Source organism: Oribacterium sp. KHPX15 (genome assembly GCF_900107835.1).
Lineage (GTDB): Bacteria > Bacillota > Clostridia > Lachnospirales > Lachnospiraceae > Oribacterium.
Window position 1 is genome coordinate 1 of sequence record NZ_FNRG01000023.1, and the last position, 19,441, is coordinate 19,441.

At 39.5% G+C, this 19,441-nt stretch carries 17 protein-coding genes, 1 pseudogene and 1 riboswitch; of the genes and pseudogenes, 1 reads left to right on the plus strand and 17 read right to left on the minus strand.

All coding sequences use genetic code 11. The features are described 5' to 3' along the window. From BLV86_RS12645 to BLV86_RS12715, 16 genes and pseudogenes are all read right to left on the minus strand, one after another. A partial coding sequence (locus BLV86_RS12645; RefSeq protein ID WP_090818017.1) for a cation:proton antiporter domain-containing protein occupies window positions 1–904 on the minus strand: 904 nt, incomplete at its 3' end. Window positions 905–954: 50 nt separating this feature from the next. Beyond that, a riboswitch (Fluoride riboswitch) is annotated at window positions 955–1,031 on the minus strand. A gap of 53 nt (window positions 1,032–1,084) precedes the next feature. Further along, window positions 1,085–4,237: a SpaA isopeptide-forming pilin-related protein gene (locus tag BLV86_RS12650; RefSeq protein WP_090818019.1), complete on the minus strand. Its 3,153-nt coding sequence runs from the start codon at window positions 4,235–4,237 to the stop codon at window positions 1,085–1,087. Window positions 4,238–4,437: 200 nt separating this feature from the next. Continuing rightward, on the minus strand, window positions 4,438–5,028 hold the full coding sequence (locus BLV86_RS12655) for a hypothetical protein (RefSeq protein ID WP_090818024.1): 591 nt from the start codon (window positions 5,026–5,028) through the stop codon (window positions 4,438–4,440). A 202-nt stretch (window positions 5,029–5,230) separates the two neighbouring features. Continuing rightward, window positions 5,231–5,624 (minus strand): annotated as a pseudogene (vapC, locus tag BLV86_RS18685) (type II toxin-antitoxin system tRNA(fMet)-specific endonuclease VapC). A 155-nt stretch (window positions 5,625–5,779) separates the two neighbouring features. Continuing rightward, the gene (locus BLV86_RS12665; RefSeq protein WP_090818027.1) at window positions 5,780–6,247 is read right to left on the minus strand and encodes a hypothetical protein; all 468 of its coding nucleotides are present in this window, start codon (window positions 6,245–6,247) and stop codon (window positions 5,780–5,782) included. A gap of 123 nt (window positions 6,248–6,370) precedes the next feature. Further along, window positions 6,371–7,243: a hypothetical protein gene (locus BLV86_RS12670; RefSeq protein ID WP_090818030.1), complete on the minus strand. Its 873-nt coding sequence runs from the start codon at window positions 7,241–7,243 to the stop codon at window positions 6,371–6,373. Then, window positions 7,243–8,433, minus strand: coding sequence for a ParM/StbA family protein (locus BLV86_RS12675; RefSeq protein ID WP_090818033.1), 1,191 nt, complete (start codon window positions 8,431–8,433; stop codon window positions 7,243–7,245). The genes BLV86_RS12670 and BLV86_RS12675 overlap by 1 nt, the downstream gene beginning before the upstream one ends. Window positions 8,434–8,551: 118 nt before the next feature. Continuing rightward, entirely contained in the window at window positions 8,552–9,451 is a 900-nt protein-coding gene (locus tag BLV86_RS12680) for a helix-turn-helix domain-containing protein (protein ID WP_090818036.1), read from the minus strand. A 198-nt stretch (window positions 9,452–9,649) separates the two neighbouring features. Then, entirely contained in the window at window positions 9,650–10,876 is a 1,227-nt protein-coding gene (locus BLV86_RS12685; protein ID WP_090818039.1) for a hypothetical protein, read from the minus strand. Further along, window positions 10,869–12,290 (minus strand): hypothetical protein, encoded by a 1,422-nt coding sequence (locus tag BLV86_RS12690; protein ID WP_090818042.1) that lies wholly within the window; start codon window positions 12,288–12,290, stop codon window positions 10,869–10,871. Before BLV86_RS12690 ends, BLV86_RS12685 begins: the two co-directional genes overlap by 8 nt. 327 nt (window positions 12,291–12,617) lie before the next feature. Next, window positions 12,618–13,148, minus strand: coding sequence for a nucleotidyl transferase AbiEii/AbiGii toxin family protein (locus tag BLV86_RS12695; protein WP_090818046.1), 531 nt, complete (start codon window positions 13,146–13,148; stop codon window positions 12,618–12,620). A gap of 15 nt (window positions 13,149–13,163) precedes the next feature. Then, on the minus strand, window positions 13,164–13,454 hold the full coding sequence (locus tag BLV86_RS12700) for a hypothetical protein (protein ID WP_090818049.1): 291 nt from the start codon (window positions 13,452–13,454) through the stop codon (window positions 13,164–13,166). A 54-nt stretch (window positions 13,455–13,508) separates the two neighbouring features. After that, window positions 13,509–13,670, minus strand: a complete 162-nt coding sequence (locus tag BLV86_RS17910; RefSeq protein ID WP_175456550.1) for a hypothetical protein — start codon at window positions 13,668–13,670, stop codon at window positions 13,509–13,511. A 142-nt stretch (window positions 13,671–13,812) separates the two neighbouring features. Further along, window positions 13,813–14,355, minus strand: coding sequence for a type IV toxin-antitoxin system AbiEi family antitoxin domain-containing protein (locus tag BLV86_RS12705; protein ID WP_090818052.1), 543 nt, complete (start codon window positions 14,353–14,355; stop codon window positions 13,813–13,815). Between the two features lie 217 nt (window positions 14,356–14,572). Continuing rightward, the gene (locus BLV86_RS12710; protein WP_090818055.1) at window positions 14,573–16,954 is read right to left on the minus strand and encodes an InlB B-repeat-containing protein; all 2,382 of its coding nucleotides are present in this window, start codon (window positions 16,952–16,954) and stop codon (window positions 14,573–14,575) included. A gap of 189 nt (window positions 16,955–17,143) precedes the next feature. Continuing rightward, the gene (locus tag BLV86_RS12715; RefSeq protein ID WP_090818058.1) at window positions 17,144–18,436 is read right to left on the minus strand and encodes a Na+/H+ antiporter NhaC family protein; all 1,293 of its coding nucleotides are present in this window, start codon (window positions 18,434–18,436) and stop codon (window positions 17,144–17,146) included. A gap of 175 nt (window positions 18,437–18,611) precedes the next feature. Here BLV86_RS12715 and BLV86_RS12720 point away from each other — a divergent pair, with 175 nt between their 5' ends. After that, on the plus strand, window positions 18,612–19,154 hold the full coding sequence (locus tag BLV86_RS12720; RefSeq protein ID WP_090818061.1) for a hypothetical protein: 543 nt from the start codon (window positions 18,612–18,614) through the stop codon (window positions 19,152–19,154). A gap of 23 nt (window positions 19,155–19,177) precedes the next feature. Here the strand turns inward: BLV86_RS12720 and BLV86_RS12725 are convergent, their stop codons facing one another. Beyond that, a complete protein-coding gene (locus tag BLV86_RS12725) occupies window positions 19,178–19,438 on the minus strand; it encodes a hypothetical protein (protein ID WP_090818064.1) in 261 nt (86 codons plus the stop codon). Between the last annotated feature and the right edge of the window lie 3 nt (window positions 19,439–19,441).

Below are 19,441 nucleotides of genomic sequence, written 5' to 3' on the forward strand. Positions count from 1 at the left end.
TTGCTCTTAGTCCGACGTTTCCTATGTAGTAAATATTGATTGCTGCTCCCACAAGTACAAATAATAATACTTCAGCCGCTACCCAGAGCTTTTCATATTTTTTTGACAGTCTTTCCGCAACGATCTTTCGTTTCTTCTGCAGTCCTATTCCGATAAACATTATCGAAATAAGTGCAGAGAAGGTTATCGGTGTATGCATTGAGTCTTCCATGTAAACAAGAATGAAAGATATGCATAGAATGATCAGTACCTTTATGGTGTCACGAATATGAACGTTTTTAAAATAAAATGCCAGAGCCGAACCTATCAGGAGTCCAATGATTATGCCAAGAAATATTGATACAGGAATGTTTACGAAACTTGTCAGTGAAATCCCCTGTCCCTGAGCCATGCCTAAAAATGTCGAAAAAAGTACTATAACGTAAACGTCATCAACAGATGCCCCCGCCAGGATGAGCTGAGGGATACCTTCTTCTGTTCCATAACCTTCATCCATCAGTTTTACCATTCTGGGGACGACAACAGCAGGTGATACAGCAGCAAGCACAGAACCGAGAATTGCAGCGTCAAGAAGAGGTAGTCCGAGCAATCCGGGAGCAAGAATAAGCATTCCTATGAGCTCACATGTTGCAGGCACAAAGCACATCAGAAAAGCAGGTCTTCCGAGTTTTTTCAGTCCTGATACATCGAGGCCGAGTCCTGCTCTTGTCAGGATTATGATGAGAGCTATTTTCCGAAGATCAGAAGATATCCCAAGAATGCTTCCATCTATAAGATTCAGTACATAGGGTCCCAGCAGAATGCCTGTTATCAGTAATCCAATAAGACTTGGAAGCTTTAGTTTCCTGCAAATAAAACCAAGAGACATTCCTAAAATAAAAATAAGCGAAATACTGAGTAACATAAAACCCTAACCCTCCTGTGATATCAAAAAAGCTGACAACTACTGCGTGAATAAACGCAGAAGTCATCAGCTATAGTAAGCGGTTCAAGTAATTTTACTTAGGGAGAACTTCATTCCCTTGCTTGTTTTAATATAGCATATGGGATATATTAAAGCAATAATGTTCACAGTGACAGTCCGTTAAATCTTATTCTTTTCAGGCTTCAGGAATCCATAGACCGCTGTGATAAACACAGCAGCGCTCAAAAGAGTTGTCATACTTCTATTCTCGCCGGTCTTGGGAGTCCTTCTTGCTGCAAGAACTCTTACGTTCTGAGGAACATCAGCTGTAATAGGAGTATCCACTTGTGTAGTGACAAGATCAGGTGTCTCTGCTCTTTTGTTGAACTCAAGTCCTCGGCCTATTACATAGCTTCCGCCGCCACCTCCTGAATGACTGTCGCTTGACTTATGAGATGTAGGAGTCTCTGTTTTTTTCTCTTCCTTTTGAGCCTCAGTTTCTTGCTGAGTCTCTTTAGGAACTTCTGTTTCCGGCTGTGTCTCTTCGGGCGTGCCTTCCATTACTGTTTCTTCCGGCTCTCTCTTATCCTTCATTGTAACGGTTACTACGGATTTACCGGATGATACCTTGAATTCAACCTTTTCTGCTACAAGGTAGCCGTCAGGAGCTGTAATCTCTATGAGGTAATAGGTACCGTCCGGAAGATCTTCAATCTCGTGAGGTTCTTCTTCAGATATCCAGCTGTCGATCTCGTTTCCTTCTGAGTCTTCAATCATCAGTTCTGCACCAGGCAGCTCATCGCTGGTGGTAAAGTCTTTCTTATGGAGAACAACCTTTGTCTTCTCAGGTTTCTCTTCCGGTTCTTCTTTCTTAGTGGGAGCATCCTTCATTACTATTGTCTGTGCTTCACCTTCGACAACAGTAAATTCGATGGACTCTGCTATCTCGTAACCGTCGGGAGCCGTAACTTCTTCAAGTATGTACTTTCCGTCTTTGAGTTTCTTAATTACATGAGGTTTCTCTGTAGAAGTCCATGATTCAACCTCTTCCCCATCTTCGTTTGTGATCTTAAGCTTTGCTCCGGGGAGTTCTTTACCGTTTGTAATATCTGTCTTACGGATTGAAATCTCTGATGATGATGCAATCTCTTCTTTAAGAGGTGCATCATACATGATGACGCTTTCGGCAACCTTTCCGTCGACAACCTCAAACTTAATGTCCTCTGCAAGATCATAACCTTCAGGTGCAGTTATTTCTTCAAGTGTGTAGAATCCGTCCTTAAGATTCTTCATGATGTGTGGCGTTTTCTTTGAGGTCCAGCTCTCTACTACTTCGCCATCCTCGTCATAGAGTGTAAGCTCCGCTCCCGGGAGCTCCTTACCGTTAGTGATATCCTGCTTTGAGATAGGAATTTCAGAGGATGTTGCAATCTTTTCAATCTTCTCATCGTACATCACAACTTCTTTCTTTACTTTTCCGTCTTTAACTTCGAAAGTCACGTCTTCGGCAACGCTATAATCTTCCGGTGCGATGGATTCAACAAGCTTGTATGTTCCGTCCGGAAGGTCGTATACAAGGTGAGGTTCTTCGTCGGATATCCATGAATCTATTTCGTTTTCATCCTCGTCATAGAGCACAAGGAATGCACCGCTAAGTTCTTCCTTTGTTGTGGCATCCTTCTTTGAGATCGGGATTTCGTTATATACTTCCTCTTCCTCTTTTTCCTTTACAGTAAGAGTGTGCTCTACTGTGGTTGTTGATGAAGTAAGTACGTTCTGGTGTTTTGAATCAGTTACATAGAAGCTGAGTGCAACGTCTTCAGTTGTGAATTTAATCTCTGTAGGCTCAGAATCGCTTATAAAACAGATCTTTGTGCCTGTTGAGAATTCATCACTTCCGCTTACCGTAATGCCCTCGGTTGTGAGCTTAAGCGTGTGATCAGCATCATCAGAAGCTGTCACAGTTACTTCATTTGACATATATGTGCCGTCATCCTGAAGTGAGAATACGATATCCTCATCCGCATTGAATGATACATTTCCGCTTTCTGCAGTATCATTCTGAATGGCGCTGAGAAGTGAATTTCTGTAAGCCGCCACCTTTGCTTCGGTAAAGACATATCCGTCAATGCCCTTTGTCTCTGATGGTTCATGTGCACCATTTGTAATGAACCTATATAAAAGGCTTGATACAACATTAAGAGCCGCATCACCATTCTCAAATGAACCTTTTACAGAATCATAGCTTATACCGAATACATCTTCAAAAAGCCCAGTCTGGTCATTGGGAACACCGTAGTACATGAGTTTCTTCACATTGTTATACTGGCTTTCAGAAAGTCCACTTGTTGAAAGGGTGTATCCGTTCTTGTTATTAACTCGTCCAGGCATCCATCTGTCATAGTTATAACAGAAGCCTATCTCATCATTTACATAGAAAACAGCTTCGCCCTGATCGTAGAATGAGAACACTACATCCTTAATCATCTCATCCGGAAGATTACCACGGATGTCTTTATACTGGGAGATACTTGTGAAAGCAAATGGAGAAATACTTGTATATCCTGATACATCTACGCTTGAATCCGCATATTCTGAGAATTTGATGATACGGCCATTCTTTGAAAGGATCGAACCGTCATAGTTTGTCTGAAATGCTCCTGATGCCATAAAACTTCCAACTTTTGCGCCGTATAGGATATCAGAGCTTTCAGCAACATCAGCCGCAGCATTTGTGACATCATTTGTTAAGACAAGTGTATCTATGCTTGTTCCCGCAAAGGTAAGTGGATATACCGTTGCAACCCTGTTAAGATTCAGGGTTGCAAATTCCGCATCATCAGCGCTAATCACCATAGTTGTGTAATCCGGCATGACGAAATCCTGTCTGGGATTACCGGAATAGTACTTAATGAGGGAATAATTATTATCGGATATATAGCCATAAAGACCTTCAGCCGCAGCCACGAATGAAGTATTGGTCTCGGGTACTATTATGGTGCTTAATGCGTCGGCATATGTAAAAGCTGAGCTTGTAACGCCCCAAACATTGTCTCCAATGACAAGGGTACTCACATCATTGTTTCCAAGGAATGTTTTTGTTCCGTTTGGATCACCAAGGAATATTGTCTCTCCAAGGTCGTCCGGTATAACAAGCACTCCGTCTGCGGTGTCCCCTGATGTGATGCCTGTGACATATGTGATGCCGTTATTTGAAACTGTCTTAATACTTCCTGAGTTATCGGCAATGGCCGTGAGTACAGTGTTTACAAGCACTGATACAGCTGCCAGGGCCGAAACACTTTTTCTGATCTTTTTTCCGAAGCGAATCATATCGCTGTCTCCCTTCCTGTTTTATGTTATTTCTTACTGATAAAACAATTATGGAAGGGGATTTTTCAGATAAGGGTGAATTTATGGATTTTGAAGTATTTAATGAGGATTTTTGAAAAAATGCAGGATGTATTTGCGGAATGTACACTCGTACTCTCCGCAAATCTGTTTATATAATGATGATGTAGTTTGTCTGGCGATTATCTGTAACGTCTAACATGTGTCTTTGCCTTTAGCATAATATCAATCAATCTATAGTTTCCTATTCCGACAAATTCAATGACAGGCTCTGCTATGAAAAAATCGGACGCCTTACAGTTATCATAAATATCATCGAAATCACAGCATTCTTCCTGAATCTTTAAAAAGTCCTGATCAGACAATACTATTGAAAATGAGTTTTCCAAATAATTTCTGATAGCCGCAAACATCAACTCAGAACCAAGCTCGATGGTCAAATAACTAAGGTCATCTCCATAAGTAGGATAACTCCATCCCATCCCACTCATATGCGTTGATTTTTTGCCTCCAGTGTACTCATTTTCAAGAAAATCTGTTACTGTCTGGTCTAAAGATACATAACCATCTTCAACCAGGATACCCGAGTGGTCGTACTTATTGCCATCAGATTTCCATACATAGTGTTCTACTGGAGATTCAATATATTTTCGTATTTCCCGAATCAGCTGAGCACGGATAAAGTTTTTGCGTTCTTCAAAAAAACTGTTAACATATTCGGCAATTTCTTCTACGTGGGTATTTATATGCTCGATATATAGTGAGTTTTCCATATCCTTTATTACCTCTTTTGCACATTTTTGAAGTATCTTGGATATGTGTCTACTGCTTCTGTTGATACCTCAATAGCATTAATTCGCCGTACATTTGGATTCAATTAGTCTTAATATGCTTAATATAATAGCAAACATATATTTGGGTGTCAATATCAGAACGGCACATTATTTGCCTAATATATTAAATCTATCATTCAATCTAATTCTTAATCTTTAGGCCTTCAACCCTGGAAAATTCTCTGACATTGTTTGTTACCAAAGTGTAAGCAAGCGACTGGGCATGGTCTTCTATCATCATGTCGAGAGAACCTATCGGGGTTCCTTTTTTCTCAAGATCAGCTCTGATTTTTCCATAGTAATTTGTGGCATCGACATCAAAATCCATTATTTCAATATTTGCAAGCATAAGGGAAAATGCCAGACTGTTCTTCTCAACAGCTGTGCTCTTTTTCTACATCATGTACCAATTCTGCATATGTTACAGATGAAATACAGATTTCGGATGATTTATGTTTCTGTAACTCCTGAAATAATTTCTCCGGTTTATGCTTGATCGCATAAAAGCAAATGTTGGTGTCCAACATATATCTCATAAATCTTCACGCTCCTGTCCTGTGATTAGGTATATATCGTGGTATATACCAAAGCAAGCATCATCATAAAACTCTTATGAAATTCCTTTTTTTCACAAAAAAACAGCCACGCATGTGTGGCTGTATCACGCGTTAATCAGGAGAATTATACGCTCTTATTCATCATCAAATTCATCTTCTATTAAATCCATGTCATCATCGTCGCCATCAGAATCAAAGTCATCATCAATGGTACCATCATCCTTCAAGTCATACATGGATTTGAATTCATCACCGAGATTTGAGCTTAGAGACTCCATTACTTCAAATTTTGCACGCTGCTTGTCTCCGTTTGGTACGGCAACCTCTCCGTTCATGATCTTTGCTATCTGAACTATGCGGTTGTCCTTATCTGTGAACTCATATCCCATTGTTCTTGGAGCAAGTCCGTTCCATGCATAACCTTCCATATCTCTTCCGTCACCATCGTTGGCATCAATATAGCTTGCATATTTTGTTTTCTCATCGTCATCGTAAAGTGCAGCTACAAAAACAAAAGGGATTCTGGCCCTGTTACAAAGTATTCGGATTTCCTCAAGTTTGTTTTTGATGTGCTTTTCGAATTCTGTTCTCTTATCGTACATAATACTTCTTTTTAACCCCCACTCATATTAAATCGCGTTTTATTTTACTCAGTGCACGTTCTCGCGTCAATATATGTCTGACACAACGAACACGCAGCATATAATTTTATATGTTGTTTCATGTTAACAATCCGAGTTAAAGAATACATCATATATTTCTTGTGCTTCATCCTGGTCGAAATCAGTGCTCTTATTGTTTTCAGTAATGGTTTCTGTAACACTTGTGTTTGCTGTAGTAGCTGTTTTAGGTGAATGTATAAGAGTATCATCATTATTTATACTTTCTCTGATTTCTTTCAGATATTCATCAAGCATTCTACGGCCTTCTTCCAGATAAGCCTCGCTGTGTTCAACGTCTTCCTCTAAAGATTCATCGGAAACGATCTTCACATCTGCTTTAGGTTTTGAAGAATTATCTGAGAATTTACGCTTATCATTTGTTTCTTTACCCGAAACTAGTTGATAGATATGTGGAATATCAGATTTTGACACTGCTTTTTCATTTGTTAGTTCAATGATATTTTTAGTATCTATGTTAATCTCGACGTTCTGACTTACAGTCTTGCCCTCTGTCTGATCGCAGAATGTGCTTTTTTCCCACCTTCTTTTTATTTTCTTCCCGCTTTCTTCCATAATATCCTTAGGAAAATCAACATATCTTCCATCAGTGGTTTCGATTGGTTTTTTGTTATAGAATACATAGTCACGGAAAAGACATATGTGTTCCTTAAGGATGAATTTTAAACATTCATTGCGATATCCGGGTGTTATCCCATTAATATAGTCTATTAGTTCATCATCATTTATACCCAATGTAAAACGGGTTCTTATAGGACATTCTCCTTCTCTTTTTTGTGGCATACCGAACTGAAGAGGAATTTTCTTAAGTTCTGCATACAGCGCATCGAGAAATATACTTGCCGAAACATTATAATTAGTAAATAGTTCCACCAGAACATGGTCACCATTATCATGTAGTCTAATCGGTAGGTACATTAGGCACACCTTGCTTTCCTTTTCCGTTGTGCTGTTAATTGATTGAAGTAATATCCCCTGACATTAGAATATGTCATGCCGATGTTTGTGTTTTCATCTCCACGTATGAGTTTAATGTCCATTTCGGCAAAATACTCTCTAATGTAGGATTCCCATGCAGCTGCGGTTCCGCCTGTGATTACGATATACTTATAATTTGAGAAATCGAATGTATTTGTCACCTGTTCCATTGCCTCAGTGCATATTTCTCTACTGGCTTCCTGAAGTAAATCTGTAAAATCTTCGGACTTTATCACGGGTGGTCTTCCTTTGACTCTTTTACATACTCTTACTTTTCCGGTTTCAAGGCAGTTCTGCATAGCAGAAGCCCTGAGCTTCACCCCGAATTTTTCTTTTATCTTTTCAGATGTTTTTTTAAGTACTGAATTCATTGAGAATTTTGTAAAAGATTCCTTATTGGAAATGGATCTTTCGGTTATTTCAAAGAAGTCAAGTGTCCCATATCCGATATCAAGAATGGCTCCGTTTTCGGAAAATGTCTTGATAAGGCTGTCGAGATTTCCATTATCGTCAACCATAAGGTTCATAAGAGTACCTTTTGGCTGTGACATTACATCAACGCAACCACTTGTAAGCTCGAAATCAAACTGTACATACTGGCCGGTTTCTGCAACTTTAAGCGAAAATCTGTGCTTACCTACGAATGCATCCTTTATAAGCTCTGTATCCTCCTCGATGTATGCAGGTGGGAGTCCTGTCTGAATTGCAATGGTGCCATTAAGATCTTTTGGTTCACGGTATCCGTTATGAATAAGTGCGAGACCTATGGCTGTCTCCAAAGAGATTCTAAACATTGTGGTGTGATACCTGTATCTCGATACAAGCTCTCCATCACAATCATTGGTATCTGACTGGCTTACAAGCGCCTGGGCTGTTTTCCCAACTCGCCAGATGTGCTTTGTTTCTGCATCCCGATACAGTATTTCTTCAGGACTTAACGATCCGCTCAGCATTTCCGGATTTATTCCTAAATCCTTCGCATAATAAGGTGTGCAGAATACCCCGCTCTCACAATATGTCTTAACTCCGGAGTAGCCTATATCCGTAGCAATGATAGTAACTCCTTCAACGGAAGGACTGTTAAGAGGTTTGAATTCTGTTCTTGTCTGGTACTCTTTTGCAGTAATCATATGTAGTTATCCCCTTTCGATAAAAGATAAGCTTTTCTGATAATTTAATTATGGAAGGGGATTTTTCAGATAACAAAAATCCTTCCCATATTAGGGATATGAGAAGGATTAAATTGTTTCAGACAGTATCAGGTGTGATAACTTCAATATAAGGTGGGTTTGTTTCTTCCTCTAAATAATCCTTAAGGGAATAAGTGTTTTCTACATTTATTTTTATAAACTCCGGTTCTTCCATTATATGCTGAGGAATGTCCCAGTCAGTATCTACAACAATAAGCTTATCTGACTCATCATCAGTTTTAAAGATAAATGCAAAATCCACTTTGGTTCTTACCCATTCATCAGGATTGCGTCTCTTGCTGACAACAGCTGTAACATAACCCTTTACAACTGTGGATGATCCAAATCTGTCTCTTGCGTATTCATCACATTCCTCGCTGCAGTCTAGGGTCCAATCTTCCATGCGTTTATAATCACATTCATTGTAAAAGCATTCAAAATCAAATGCAGAATATTTTACCTGTCCAATAAACTCAGACATGATCTTTTCGGTGTACTCTTTTGGAGAAAGATTTGTTTTCTTATCGCGTTCCTTTATGAGAAACTCGACCATGTTCTTTTTGAATGTATATACATCATTAATATTATCATCTACAGAAACCAAGCTGGGTCTTGTCTGTGTCTTTAACCTGTCATCAAGTCTTTCTGAAGCCGGTGTTCTTCCTGCACAAATGAGAAGCTCCTTGAGTGTTACGGATTTATCCTGAGTATGTCTGCTGATCTCTTCAAGCATTCTGTTTGAGGGGAGTATGTCACTTCCCTCTTTCAGGATCCTGTTAAGATATTCCTTGCTCATGCCGATTTCTTTGGCAAATCCTGCCTGAGTTCTTAGGCCTATAGCCTTTCTGATCAAGTTTTTTAATTCGCTGTAATGCGATTCCTTGAGCTTTTCAACATATGCTAAATGGTCAAAATTCTTTTCAACTCCGTTCTCGGTATATTGCGTACTAATTATCATGATCTGTCTCCTTGATTGATGCGATATTGAATTATGTCAATCTTGACATCAATAATATATCAACTGTATTGATTTATGTCAATTGTAAATCAATAAAAATCAACGTGAATGCTTTAGACCTTTTTTTAGTACCATAAAAGGTTATGGTTTTGATCTTCTGAAGATTATCGAGAACAAGCAAGTGTAAATTGAGGTTACTTAAATATTACCTGCAGTATTTTCAGCCATAAGCTTCTTCTCCTTCATCCTTCTCGTTACAAAGATAGAAATAAGTCCAGCGACAAGAACGAGAGGTATAGTTGTGGCAATAGGTCTCTCAGTGAAGGATTCAATAACTGCACTGTAAGCTGCCGTAATGGTACCAACTACGGAATCGAGAACGCCTAAGAGACCGCCTCTTGACTTAGCGACTGTTGGATCAACTGTGTAGGTGGCATTTGTGACCATGGTGTATAGAGTATTACCTTCCGGGAATTCTTCTGTGTATGTGCATCTCCATGACTTCTCAGGCATTGCGGGGAGAGGTACGTCTGATTCATAAATAGCCTTTATGTCCTTTACGTACTTTCTGCCCTTTGCAACAGCATTTCTCATGGCGTTTCCGTTAACCATGTATGCTTCACCGTCCCACTTTATGGATTCAATCTCATAGGCCTTTGTGCTAAGGTCGAGCATCTTTAAGAATTCGTCCTTATACTTGATAAGTTCTGCATCTGCCGGTATTTCTATTCCGTTAAGGTTAAATACGTTTGCATCGCCGTAGCCTGATACTGTTATGGGGAATTCAAAGTCGTTGTCCCAGTATTCTTTAAGTACCTCTTCTTTTACAAGGTCGAGTGTCGCTTCAAATTCCTTACCGGATGCCTTATCAGACATTTCTATGACTGTTTTCTCAGGGACCTTAACTTTATCTTCTACAGATGTGTATGTGACCTCTGAAGACTTATGCTCTTTTCTGTCTTTGACAGCGCCCTCAATCAGAGTCTTTGATGTTAGGTTATACTTAACGCCGTCTTCGGAAATTGAAGGGAATGGCTGGTTAGATTCGTCTGTCTCTTCGCCAAGAAACGTATCCGTAACTATTGTCTTTACAAGCGGATCTACTGTTTCCTGTGATATAAGGGTAGGAGCTTCAGTATTGCTTACTATGAATGGTATGTCATTGATAAGAACCGGATCATCCAGTATTTCCTTTGGATCTTTTTCTTTATCGAATGTGGTGTACACGGTTTTCTGCGCAAATGAATGTGTGATTCTGTTTACAGAAACCTTTGAAGTATCGAAACTTGCAGCTTTTTCCATCTCGCTGTAACGTTCTGCGGTGGTTTTAACTTGATTGTTTGTATTAGCCTGGGCTGTCAGAGTTCCTGATAAGCTACTTACAGCTATTGCGCCAACTGATATGAATGTCACTAATTTACGCATTTCCTTCACCTTTCTTCTTTTTTCCACTGAACAAAAGTCCAAAGAATCCAATAATTGAGATACCTTCAAGCATTGCAAACGGGAACACGTCTCCTGTCTTGTAGTTTCCGGCTATGTCCCTGTCAGCTCCCTTTACGTCTTCACCATATCTGAATGCGTAGTAGATACCGTCTTTTCCTAAAAGTGATGTATCATTTGAGGTGAGCTTGTTTCCCTTTGAATCCTTTGCGCCCGGTCTGTAGTTTGCCTTTATGTCACCGATTATCTGTGAAATCGAGCCTGAGAATGGGAGATTCTGGATGATTTGAGGTATCTCTTCGGGACGGGCTACTCCTAGTACTGATGGACCGGTTGTGTCTATTCCGTATGAACCGGTTCCGGGACCACCGCTGCCTCCGGATCCACCACTTGTAGTATTCTTAGAATAAATATCCCATGAAACAGAGTAATCCTTCATCATCGTAGAGTTAGGCATATTCTTATCAACTAAAAGAGTTACTAAGTACTCCTGGAATCTGTCCTTGCCAATTATGCCGAGGTTTATGTCTTTTTCTAAGTCATCACCGTAAAGAGGGCCCGAATAAACAACTTTTTCATCAGTGCCTTCGGTGCTTAAACGTTTTATTTCAACGTTTATCCATTTATTTAAGGAAGTATCTTTATCATTGTTGTCAGATGAAAGTCTGATAGAAATAGGTCTGTTATACTCATTCTTGATGGTGATTTTCTCTGAAACAGTATCTCCAGGCATGAGAGATCGGAAATTCTTGAAAAGATCGTTTGACTCATTCATCTCACCATCTTCTATGTCCTCAAAATTGATATGGAAACCTGAATCACCTGAATCAGATCTTACGGAATCACCAAATGATGCGTGGGACTGTATTTCTACATCACCCCATGGGGATGTGGATGTGAAGTCAGGAGTAAAGTTTGCAGACTGTACGGCATCGGCATCAACGCTCACTGATACGGGAACTCCAGTTGACTCGGGGAATTCTGGCATTACAAGGCTAGTACAGAAATCGGTAAGAGAACCGGTCTTAACGGGCTCTGTGTAATACCAGTAATCACCCTGCTTAACCCATTCATCGCTAACACCTCTTAACATAGTGTCATCAATACCATCAAATTCGCCGGTGTAATTAAGCTTTAATCTTATATAAGCCGGTGATAAGTCATTCTTTACGCTTACGATATATGATACTTCTTCCGTAGGGTGCAGACTGACCTCATACGGATCCACTCTGTTTCCGCTTTCATCAAGCATCTTCTGTTCCAAGCCAATCTGGATTCCACCAGTCTTAAGGATTGCATCTACTGTGCCGGCGTATGCAGGGGCACTTCCAGGTATTCCCATCATGGAAAGGCAGAGAGCTGTAGCAGCAAGTTTTACTGCAATATTTTTCCTCATCTTTAAAACTCCTTCTATGAAAAATAAATTCTTGTCTGTTCTACTCAGTAATTATGGGAAGAATTTGGGGCATATTAGTATTTCTGAGAAATTTTTCTTAGTATTTTTTTAGAAAAGCCTGACTTCCTAAAGATAGTCAGGCTTTTAAGTGTGTTATAGTAGCGTTTTTTGCCTAGAAAAAAGCAGTAGACCATGCGATCTACTGCTTACGTAAAGTTAATTAAGTCTCTGTTCTGCAATTAATTTTCATCATAAGGATTAAAAGTATCATTAAATAATCTGTATATCCGCAAATAAATATATTTTGCGGATATACAGTTCAATAAGTCATGATTTTTTAATAAAAGCTATTATCCCGCTAAGAACGGTATCTACATCCTCTTCGAGCCAATTTACTTCATTGGAATTTAAGTGACTGACATACAGCTTGTCTTTGAATATCATTTCAAGCCTCCTTAATATTCCGTTAAGGTCCTTTTCTCTCATTTTGGGGTCATCGAAAATGAAGGTTTTAAAGCACTTCTTCATAGTAGATTTATTAACATGATGGCTTAGATAATAAATGTCGAAGATGTCCTTATATCTGGATGAAAGAGTTCCAAATCGAAGCAGAGATTTCAGCTTTTCTGCTATCATCTGCTCATTTGAATTAATCAGAAGACTGGCACCTTCGTCATCATATGCAATGTCAAAACAGAACTCATCCTGCTCTATATCAAGCTTATTGTGAACTCCGAGATCCATCTTGTTTTCTATGGAATGCCCTTTAGAATCTGTTATCTCTATGTATACTCTTTTTCCATGATAATCCTGCTGTTTAAGTTCTTTTAGGGCATCCGAAAAAAGTAGTTGAAAAATCCACTCTCGCCTTCCTTAAAGCCAATAACAATTTTTAGAACCACACTCAGGACATACGCAACCATTTTGTTCCCATCGCTGAAACTCGTCAAGAACTTCCTCTCCATCAATTATAAACTTGTCCTCTTTGTAATAAGCTGTGCCATTTTCTTCTTTGTTTTTTAGCCAAATATTGAAGTCCTCTTCTGTTTTAAGCTTTGTATCAAGCAAATATGCCAGCTTAGTATATTTAAGATCATCTCTTACAACATATCCATATAATGATGTCTCAGAATTACAGTCTTTACATATTATTTCTGCTATCATTAACAACCTCCTACATTATTGAAGAATAACCATATCTTCAACCACTAATTGTGGTTAGTCTTCTTTTATCTTTCCCTTTCTTTTGAAAGTTAGGCCTTCTAGGCAATTCAGCTTGGAAATAAATGCATCTATTGAATCGTCACTTAAAGAATATCTGATGAAATCAAGATCCAGATACTGTGTTGCTCTACGAACATTCTTTGTTTTGCTCCGCATCACAACACCGCCCTTGATGGTAACATTACGATTCAGCGAGCTCTTTGCTATTGCCTTAAGAATAAGGTCCTGGCATACCTTGGCCTGAGCATTGGTATCGCCATACCCGTTTTCTATTTCTTTATCATTGCATCGATATCAATCATAAAACCTCCAAACGAAGTGTTTCCATAATCATGGATGTTTTTGGAACTCTATATGCGTATTCTTCAATGGCAGGGATATCCAAATCATATATTATTTCCCTGTAATTTCGCATTAGTTCCTTGTAATAGTCAAACGGTATTTTTTTCTTGTGCCGGATCAGTTCAACAAGAAGACGTTCCCTGGAATAAATACGTATGGAACACTCCTCTCTCTCCATTGATGTCAAACCAAGCTCAAGAAGGTCTTTCCACTCAAATATCTGGACCACCCTTTTATCTGCAATCTTCGTGGCGTCTCTGTCTGTAGCCAAATAAAATTTTTCAGGGATCACATCCGTCAGGTCATAGTAGTAAAAAGCACTGTTCATCGTAAAAATAGCATCCGGGTATTTACTGGCTATTACAGCAATAGCCGGCACATACTCTTTATCAGAATAAATACCACTTTCCTGTTTATAAAGCTGTCCTGTTTTAACAGCCTTATTTACAAGGTACTTGGAGCCATATTTATTTATACTCTCGGCATATGAAAATATCACCCTTATCCTCCGCAATTCAATAATATTTGCGTATGTTTAGGTAAATATTATAACAGTTGCACCTTTTTAATCAACCAATAGAACAGTAAACATAAATACTGCATAGTCTTTGCTAATCTTGTAATGGCAAATGATCTCCATTTACCATTTTAATATCTTCTAATAGTCTTCTCTGGATAGTTCACATCCTTTTGAATGTCATTCTCAGATTTAAGCATCAGTAGTTGTAGTTAAGAGTCAGCTTCTTGTCCTTCATGCCGTTTGTTGTACGGATTGAAATCTCGTTTGTTCTCTTAGCTGTACCGAAGTATCCAAGCTCATCGTTAGGGATGATCTCTGCGTCATCACCACTATTGCCACCATTACCATCATCACCGCCTGATGGATTATCGTAAGGCTCCCGATCAGTGTTACGGATCTTCTTCCACTGTGCGCGGAGTGTAACTGACTCTGTAAGGTCTGTTATTGTTGCCCCGTTCTTGTAGAATGTACCGAACATGTCCTGCTTTGTGGTGTACCATCCAACGAAGCTGTAACCATCCTTTACAAATCCATTCTGAGGGAGTGTTACGCTTTCTCCGGATTTTACGGTGATAGCATCCATTGAACCGCCTGTATGTCCGTTACCATCGAAGTTGATTGTATAAACACCATTACCCCAAGTTGCTGTAAAGGTCTTATTTCCGTATGAACCTAAAGGTACGGAAAGATCTGTTGTTGCACCTGAGATTCCTGTGCCGGTCCAGCCAGAGAAGGAGAAGCCCTTCTTTGTCGGGTTCTCAATATAGAAGGTCGGAGTCTCAACATTGTATGATACTTTCTTGTAATTAATCCTTCCGCCGTTCAGATTGTAGGTGATTGTATAAGTGATTGGGTGTACTTCTGGAGTCTTTGTCACAGCCTGTGCCGGCATTGTGAATGTAAAGCTCTGGTTTGTATTGCCGTCAGACCACTTGTCGAACTTATATCCGTTTAAAGGAGTTGCCTTAAGTGTGATTGTCTGACCAAAGTAGTAGCTTCCTGTCACGGTTGATCCGGATGTATTTACGCCTGTGTCCGTACCGAGAGTAAATGGGTACTTATTTCTTGTATAGTAGTACTTAAACACTCTTGAACCGTCTGCAGAGATCGTTTGTGTCTGTGTCTTAGGTGATGTGAAACCTGTATATGTCTTTACTGATGGTGTGACACTGGAATCTGATTCACCTGTTTTACTTTCAGTATCTGCCAGCGTATATCCGCTGCCGGTTACGTTTTGCTGATAGTGCTCTACTTTATATTGTGTATCGGATCTTGGTGACCACTGAGCATAATAGTTTGCGTCACCTGAAACCTTTGTACTCGAGGCAATTTTTGTACCGTTTATTGATGAGGTATACCAGCCTTTGAAGTCATAACCTTTTCTTTCTGCGGTAGGAAGTGTGCCGAGGGTAGAATCATAAGCCTTAGTCTGAGATTCTGAGCTTACAGTTCCGCCGTTACCGTTAAATTTGATTGTATAGTTAATTGGGCTCCATTGAGCATAGTAGGTTACATCTGAAGATGGCTGTGTATATGTTCCATCATCTGCTGTTATAAATGTTCCGCCAGATGGTGCAGTATACCAACCGTTACTGTTGTATCCTGTGCGGGTTGATTTAGGTGCTGTTTTGGTTTCATTTGGTGATCCTGTGACGGTGCCGCCATCAGAGCCATTGTTTCCATTAAATGTGACAGTTACCGTGTTCATCATTTCGGCGGCTGTTGCCATATGTGAGCTCTCCCACAGTATTTTGTCATAATACTCACCTTTGGATTTTGTGGCGCCTTCAGCATATCCAACAACATAGAACACAGGGGTTAAACTGACACCGTTCTTACCGCCATTATTTATTTTTACGTCAACTGTAATATCATAGCTGTAACCGGTAGCGTAATCTTCACCACTATATCTATGTGAAGATGTTTTGGTGAGTTTGTAGCTTATTACTTCATACTGACCACTCATTGAGTTTAAGTAATCCCTTTTTGTTTCTGTCGAGGAAGAACTTGTGCCTGAGTGCTCCCAGGTTGTTTTGGTTGAAAAGGATTTAATTCCACTTCCACTTGAAAATGTAACCTCACCGCCCTTAAGGAATGTGTATCCTGAACCGCTACTGCTTGAGTATTTTCCTCCGGAATGCCTCATTTCAGTAGTAGATTTATCACGAGGGCTATTGTAGCTTGTGTTGTTACCGTATACTACCTCATCATAATAATTTGAATAATATGGTGTGATCAAACCGAATGACATGGATAAACCAGACCATCTTGACTCGTAAGTAAATGTACTATTCCAATCAGTATAGTCCGGGGTTTGTCCCGTCATTCTTACGCGGACCCAGCCAGACCCTTTATCCGATGCTGAGAATGTGAAATCACCGCCGTCGTTTCTGACGCTCACGGTACTGCTGTCAAAATTAAGCGCATATGCCTTAATTGGCGATAGTATTTCGGTCAATAAATATATCACAATGAATAATGCTATCAGCACTTTGGGTAATATATTCTTGCCCGTCATCATTCTTTTAAATAGAATTCCAGGATATTTAAAATAAGATGACTTATATGCTTTGCCCATTGCTTCTCCTCCTATATTTCGATAATTTATTCTCTCTTTTTCGTACTTTCTAATTATGGGAGGGGTTCTTTTGTTATTAGTTTTTTTTCGAGATTTTTTGTAAAAAAAATCTGACTCCGCTAAAAGGAGCCAGATGTGGAATAGTATTTCATTTGTTTAGCTTTGAAGTATGTGTCGATTTTAGTTCGGTCAGTTTTTCTCATACCTTGCCGAACGTAACCTGTAAATAGGAAGTAACAAGAGATAGAATGAAGCAAATATTGCTGTTGATGGTGCACCTACTGTGGCCAAAGGAACAGCACCGGCGATTGACCATGGAATTAATGGTGCGATAACGACTGCCGTATCTTCCAGATCGACGGCGAGTTTATCCTTTTCTTTATATAGTCCGCTGCAAAGCTGATTACAGAGAAGGATTGTAAGGGTCTGGTTGCATGCAATTATAGCTGAACCAATTGAGGAACAGAATAATGCAGTGAAGCGGTTAGTTTTACCGGCCAGGGAGGAAACTGAATGTTTTACGTTATCAAGGAGCCCTGTCCTATTAAAGATATCTGAATAAGATGATGATATGCAGACTATTAATCCGCTCTTCAGCATGGAAAGCACTCCTCCACCGCTAAGCATGGAAGAAAGAGCCTCCTCCTTTGGAGTGAAACCTGTTAGTGCAGTATGTAATATCTCAATGAAAGATATATTTTGTACAAAAAGGCAGATAGGTATTGCGGAAAGTATGCTTAGTCCCATGGCAATCTTAACATTAACATGTAAAATGCTAAGAAGCATAATGGTGACTGCGGGAATGACTGTAATCCATTCGAGCTGGAAGGATGCAGAGAAAAGATCCTTTAGATCCACAATGGGACCTTCAGCGGAAACGGATGAACCTATCGCAAAATATATAACGCAAGCTGCAATGAAAGGTATTAAGGAAGTACGGATCATTCCTCGGATATTCTTATAGATATCTGTTCCGGTGATTCCTGCAACAAGCAATGCACTTGTTGAGACCGGAGAACATCTGTCGCCGAAAAAAGCACCGGATAAGACAGCACCTCCGGTCAGCATCGGACTTATTCCCATTGTGGAACCCATGGAGGCACAGATCACTCCCATTGTTGCCGAAGTACCAAAGGACGTTCCGGTCAGAACCGAGAGTCCGCTGTTAAGAAGAAAAGTCATAAGAAGAAAAATGGATGGTCTAATAAGGGTTGAAGCCTTAGAGACAATAAAAGGAATGGTTCCTGAAGCCCTCCAAAGAGCGGTCATAACACCTATAAGGATAAAAGTAATCAATATATTACTAACGGTTTTGATCCCATTGATAGCCATGGATATTAGAGACTTCCAGGAAAATCCTTTATGTCTTCCGTAAAGCATGAACAGAATAAGCCCTGCCAAAAGAGCACAGATTATTGAAATATTCAGCGATATACAAAGCAAAAGACTTATGCAGAATAGTCCTAGCACTATATATTCCATAAGGTCACATCTCCATCAGTTTGAGTTATTTCCATAGTTTAATAGTAGTTAGATTATCACAAAGGAAACCTGATAGAAAGAAGTCTGATTCCTTTTCTCCATAATGCCAATATTATTTCTGAGACCTTTATGGTAATCTAAGCACATTCTTTGTTAGATCTGAGGATATTTAATAATGGAAATGATTATTTTTTACTGTGTTGCCCTTATGTTTGGAGCTGTAGGAGCACTGTTCTACTACTATCCTTTTCAGCAGGGTTTTGACACAAAAGAAAAGATTTTATATATTGCCATCGGGACATTTTTTTCTGCGCTGTCTTTTTCAATGTTTACAAAGAATGCGGTGCTTGGAGGGACACTTTTATCAGCACTAATGGGTGGATTAACCCTATGGTTTGGACTACATGAATCCTACTCAGTCATTACGCATCATATTAAAACAGAAGGAAGACTTGTAAGGATAAGAAGACATAGTACCTACAAAGGACGGAACTACTATTCCCTAGATTTTGAACTTGACGAAGACATGGGAACCTATACAGTTAACCATATTTCCTCCACTAAGAAGTATGTGATTGGGAATTCCTACAAGATTTTTATTTCTGATAATGATCACGAGGCCTATATACACCGTGTCTGGTGGTTTTTTATGGGTATAATCTGTATTGTTATGGGAATAATATGGCTTCAGATTATTCCAAAGCTTTTTTCCATGTAGAATCAGCGCATGACCGTTCATGCTTAAAACGTAAAGATATTGAGCAGTATCTCTCTCGATGTAGGATTCAGTAAAACAAGCAGCCCTACGAATACGAGCATGAGGAAAACAGCGGAAAAGAAAATGTTGGAGATTTCCTGTATGTAATCTCCGGCATTCTTTTTCTTTACAACAATATTATCAGCTGACCGTATAACTCCGGCTTCTTCGCTAAGGAGAAGATTTTCTTTTAACTGCCTCTCTTCTTCTTCGATCCTCGTCATTAGGATAGGCTTATATCTCATCTT

Bases quoted from the DNA above. Each gene is read 5' to 3' on its own strand.
- BLV86_RS12650 (WP_090818019.1), bottom strand. From the start codon at position 4,237: ATGATTCGCTTCGGAAAAAAGATCAGAAAAAGTGTTTCGGCCCTGGCA.
- BLV86_RS12655 (WP_090818024.1), bottom strand. From the start codon at position 5,028: ATGGAAAACTCACTATATATCGAGCATATAAATACCCACGTAGAAGAA.
- BLV86_RS12665 (WP_090818027.1), bottom strand. From the start codon at position 6,247: ATGTACGATAAGAGAACAGAATTCGAAAAGCACATCAAAAACAAACTT.
- BLV86_RS12670 (WP_090818030.1), bottom strand. From the start codon at position 7,243: ATGTACCTACCGATTAGACTACATGATAATGGTGACCATGTTCTGGTG.
- BLV86_RS12675 (WP_090818033.1), bottom strand. From the start codon at position 8,433: ATGATTACTGCAAAAGAGTACCAGACAAGAACAGAATTCAAACCTCTT.
- BLV86_RS12680 (WP_090818036.1), bottom strand. From the start codon at position 9,451: ATGATAATTAGTACGCAATATACCGAGAACGGAGTTGAAAAGAATTTT.
- BLV86_RS12685 (WP_090818039.1), bottom strand. From the start codon at position 10,876: ATGCGTAAATTAGTGACATTCATATCAGTTGGCGCAATAGCTGTAAGT.
- BLV86_RS12690 (WP_090818042.1), bottom strand. From the start codon at position 12,290: ATGAGGAAAAATATTGCAGTAAAACTTGCTGCTACAGCTCTCTGCCTT.
- BLV86_RS12700 (WP_090818049.1), bottom strand. From the start codon at position 13,454: ATGATAGCAGAAATAATATGTAAAGACTGTAATTCTGAGACATCATTA.
- BLV86_RS17910 (WP_175456550.1), bottom strand. From the start codon at position 13,670: ATGCGGAGCAAAACAAAGAATGTTCGTAGAGCAACACAGTATCTGGAT.
- BLV86_RS12710 (WP_090818055.1), bottom strand. From the start codon at position 16,954: ATGGGCAAAGCATATAAGTCATCTTATTTTAAATATCCTGGAATTCTA.
- BLV86_RS12715 (WP_090818058.1), bottom strand. From the start codon at position 18,436: ATGGAATATATAGTGCTAGGACTATTCTGCATAAGTCTTTTGCTTTGT.
- BLV86_RS12720 (WP_090818061.1), top strand. From the start codon at position 18,612: ATGGAAATGATTATTTTTTACTGTGTTGCCCTTATGTTTGGAGCTGTA.
- BLV86_RS12725 (WP_090818064.1), bottom strand. From the start codon at position 19,438: ATGAGATATAAGCCTATCCTAATGACGAGGATCGAAGAAGAAGAGAGG.